The sequence below is a fragment of the Schleiferilactobacillus shenzhenensis LY-73 genome, from assembly GCF_000469325.1.
GTDB lineage: Bacteria > Bacillota > Bacilli > Lactobacillales > Lactobacillaceae > Schleiferilactobacillus > Schleiferilactobacillus shenzhenensis.
Window position 1 is genome coordinate 96632 of sequence record NZ_KI271590.1, and the last position, 2454, is coordinate 99085.

Consider the following 2454-nt stretch of genomic DNA (forward strand, 5'->3'; position numbering starts at 1 on the left):
CTTCTAACCGGGCCGCTCCGCCCTCTGACTTGTTTTGTTTGCTTGGGCCTGCCATACTGGATAGCAGCATTTTCTGAAAAAAGGAGGGACCGCGCATGGCCCTATTGTCTGTTACCGGTCTGAGTCATCAATTTATGGATAAGCAGCTGTACACTGACGCCCAGCTGGTGCTGAACCCCCACGACCGGATGGGGATCATCGGACAAAATGGGGTCGGCAAGAGTACCTTGATCCATATCATCACCGGTCAGCTGATTCCGGACGAGGGCCGGGTCGAGTGGCAAAAACGGGTGCGTTATGGCTACTTGGACCAGTACGCCAAGTTGAGTGCCGGTGTGACCATTAACGGCTTCCTGCATTCGGCCTTCGCAGACCTCTATGCCGCTGAGAAACGGATGAACGATGACTACACCCAGTATGCCGAGAACGCCGACGATGAGCTGCTGGCCAAAGCAGGCAGCATCCAGGAAGAATTGGAAGCCGCCGATTTCTACAACATCGATACCCGGGTGGACCAAGTCGCCACAGGGCTGGGCCTGGCCGAATTGGGTGCCGACCGGGACGTGACCAAATTGTCCGGCGGTCAACGCTCGAAACTGATTCTCGCGAAGCTACTGCTCAGCCATCCCGATGTCTTACTGCTGGATGAGCCGACCAACTTCTTGGATAAAGAACACATTGATTGGCTGGTCAGCTTTCTTCAAGACTTCAATGGCGCCTATATCGTGGTGTCTCACGATTATGACTTCCTCGACCAAGTGACCAACGTGATCTGCGATGTCGAGTTCGGCAAGATCACCCGCTATACCGGCAATTTGAAGCAAGCTTTGCGTCTGCGGGACGAAGCCCACGAGAGCTACATGCGGGAATTCACGAAGCAGCAGGAGAAGATCAATAAGGCGGAGGCCTATATTCGCAAGTACAAAGCCGGCTCTCGTTCGAAGAGTGCCCGTTCCCGGGAGAAGCAGCTGGCTCATGTGGACCGGCTCACCCCGCCCGGCAATACCAAGCGGCCCGTTTTGGCGTTTCCTTATGTGGAGACGGCCAACGAAATTCTCGTCACCGTTAGCGACCTGCTGATTGGGTACGGCGAGCCTTTGCTCAAGGCCCCCCTCAACTTTTCTGTCGGCCGGGGCGAAGTGGTCGTCTTCGCCGGGTTCAACGGCGTCGGCAAGACCACGCTGCTGCGCACGATCCTAGGTGAATTACCTGCCCTTGGCGGTGAAGTGGACAAGGCCGCGACCATGGTACCGGGTTACTATGACCAGGAACTGAATTGGCCGGCACCGCTGGCTTACCCCCTGCAGTATCTCCAAGGCCTCTTCCCCCAAGCCCAGCCCCGTACCTTGCGCCAAGCGCTGGCCCGGACCGGTTTGACCGCTCAGCAGGCCATGAGTCCGATCCATGAACTGAGCGGCGGCGAGCAGTCGAAGATCAAGCTGGCCCGGCTGCTGCTGACGCCCAGCAATCTGCTCTTGCTGGATGAACCGACGAACCATTTGGACGAGGCCACGAAGGACGCTCTGCGGACGGCCATCCAGGCGTTCCCCGGCGGTGTGATCCTGGTCACCCACGAGGAAGGCTTCTACGACGATTCCTGGGTCGGCAAGGTCTTGGATATTGCTTCGTTGAGAAAGTGACTTGTTCGGGTGCGTACACGCATCAACACAAAACGGCTGCCTCATTCGGGCAGCCGTTTTTGTCACCAGCAGCGCAGCTCAATCAGTTTCTGCGGGCTGCAGCTTTTTTACTTCGTCGATGATGCCGTCGAATTCGGTCACCAGGGCATGATACTGATCGATCTGGTCCCCAAACTTCGCGTTGAATCCGTCCAGGCCGTTGCCGGCGAATTCATACTCATAGGCGAAGATGGCCTCGTAGTTTTTGGCTAAACGGGCCAGCAGGGCGTGATTTTCTGGGCCGCTGAGCTGCAACGCCATTTGAATGACCCGGAAGTCGGTGTAGGCCAGCTCAAATTGCACGGCCCAAGCGCGCATGAATGGATGCTGGGCCTGAATGTGTAAGAAATGGTGGTCGACGGTCCATTGCAGCCGCTCAATTGAATTTTTAACATCTAACATTGCCAATGTGATACTCCCCTTTCGTGGTTGAACACCGTCACTATAGGCTTTCCCTGGGGGTGCGTCCATTGATTTGCTCACGCTTTAAGGGTCGGCGGCAGAAATTTCTGAAAAAAGGTGTTGACGCGAGCCGCTCAGCACGGTATGATATTTTTCGTTGTCATTTTCCAAGACAGCGACAGCGGCTCAGGCAGCCGGCTGATGATTGAAAAATAATTGTTGACATGAGTTGCCTGACATGATATATTATATGAGTTGTCGCTTGAGGCAACAAAGCAACGCAGGCCTTTGAAAACTGAACAAAGTTTTGACGAATGGATCACATATCCCTTTCGGGGGATAAGCAATCCCGCAAATGTATCGGTACTCAGAC

At 55.1% G+C, this 2454-nt stretch carries 2 protein-coding genes; one reads left to right on the plus strand and one right to left on the minus strand.

The genetic code is table 11. The annotated features are described in order from the left end of the window. Window positions 1-95: 95 nt before the first annotated feature. Window positions 96-1640 (plus strand): ABC-F family ATP-binding cassette domain-containing protein, encoded by a 1545-nt coding sequence (locus L248_RS08525; RefSeq protein ID WP_022529772.1) that lies wholly within the window; start codon window positions 96-98, stop codon window positions 1638-1640. A 78-nt stretch (window positions 1641-1718) separates the two neighbouring features. Here the strand turns inward: L248_RS08525 and L248_RS08530 are convergent, their stop codons facing one another. Then, the gene (locus L248_RS08530; protein ID WP_022529773.1) at window positions 1719-2081 is read right to left on the minus strand and encodes a hypothetical protein; all 363 of its coding nucleotides are present in this window, start codon (window positions 2079-2081) and stop codon (window positions 1719-1721) included. Between the last annotated feature and the right edge of the window lie 373 nt (window positions 2082-2454).